Source organism: Actinoplanes auranticolor, assembly GCF_018332655.1.
Classification (GTDB): Bacteria; Actinomycetota; Actinomycetes; order Mycobacteriales; family Micromonosporaceae; genus Actinoplanes; species Actinoplanes auranticolor.
Genome location: NZ_BOQL01000140.1, coordinates 1 through 937 on the forward strand (window position 1 = coordinate 1; position 937 = coordinate 937).

Annotated in this window: 1 protein-coding gene; it reads right to left on the reverse strand. The window is 66.6% G+C overall.

Annotated elements, in window-relative coordinates; translation table 11 throughout:
- Positions 1 to 937 (reverse strand): thioredoxin-disulfide reductase (trxB, locus tag Aau02nite_RS46065; RefSeq protein WP_212995036.1); only part of this gene is annotated, 937 nt, incomplete at both ends.

The window sequence follows — 937 nt, forward strand, 5'->3', positions numbered from 1 at the left end:
ACGAACGAGGCGATGAAGCGTTCCGCGTCGAGCGCGGCGGCGCAACCGGTGCCGGAGGCCGTGATGGCCTGGCGGTAGGTGTGGTCGACGAGGTCGCCGGCGGCGAACACGCCCGGGATGTTGGTGCGGGTGCTCGGGTGGTCGACCTTGACGTAGCCCTCGTCGTCCATCTCGATCTGACCCTTGAACAGCTCGCTGCGCGGGTCGTGGCCGATCGCGACGAACACGCCGGTCACGTCGAGCACCTTGGTCTGGTCGGTCTGCACGTTACGCAGCCGGGCGCCGACCACCTTGCCGTCGTCACCGAGGATCTCCTCGACGACGCTGTTCCACTCGACCTTGATCTTCGGGTTGTTCCGGGCGCGCTGGGCCATCACCTTGCTGGCCCGGAACGAGTCACGGCGGTGCACGATCGTCACGGTCTCGGCGAAGCGGGTGAGGAAGGTCGCCTCCTCCATCGCGGAGTCACCGCCACCGACCACGATGATGTGCTGGTTACGGAAGAAGAACCCGTCACAGGTCGCACACGACGACACACCGTGGCCGAGCAGCTCCTGCTCCCCGGGCACACCCAGCGGACGCCACGCCGAACCGGTCGACAGGATCACCGCGCGGGCGAAGTACTCCTTCTCGCCCACCCAGACCGTCTTGAGGCCCTCGGTGCCCGGCTCGGTCGGCTTGTCCCCCAGCTCGACGCGGGTCACGTCATCGGTGACGAACTCGGCACCGAACTTCTCGGCCTGCTTACGCATGTTGTCCATCAGCTCGGGACCCATGATCCCGTCCGGATGACCCGGGAAGTTCTCCACCTCGGTGGTCGTCATCAACGCACCACCGGACTGCACACCCTCGATGACCAGGGGCTTGAGATTCGCCCGGGCCGCGTAGAGCGCCGCGGTGTAACCGGACGGACCCGAGCCGATGATGATCAGGTTTC